Annotated in this window: 1 pseudogene; it reads right to left on the bottom strand. The window is 48.1% G+C overall.

The features are described 5' to 3' along the window. Nucleotides 1–270, bottom strand: a pseudogene (locus A3763_RS29525) (penicillin-binding protein 1B); the annotation flags it as partial.

Consider the following 270-nt stretch of genomic DNA (forward strand, 5'->3'; position numbering starts at 1 on the left):
TCGCGAATTCCTCTTAAGGGCATGTTGAAGCCATTACTGGCGATAGTTTGGTAGAGCTGCGTCACTTCAAGCGGTGACAATGATTGAGATCCTAGGAATAGAGAAGGGTAGGGCGTGAGCTCTCTTTTGACACCTAAACGCCTGAGCATGTCATGCACTGTGTCAATTCCTAGCTCTAAACCTAAGCGGGCACTTGCCAGATTGTAGGATTTAGCAAGCGCTAGATATAAGGGGACTTCTCCATGGCTTTCGTGATCAAAGTTCTGCGGC

Source organism: Oleiphilus sp. HI0128, from assembly GCF_001635365.1.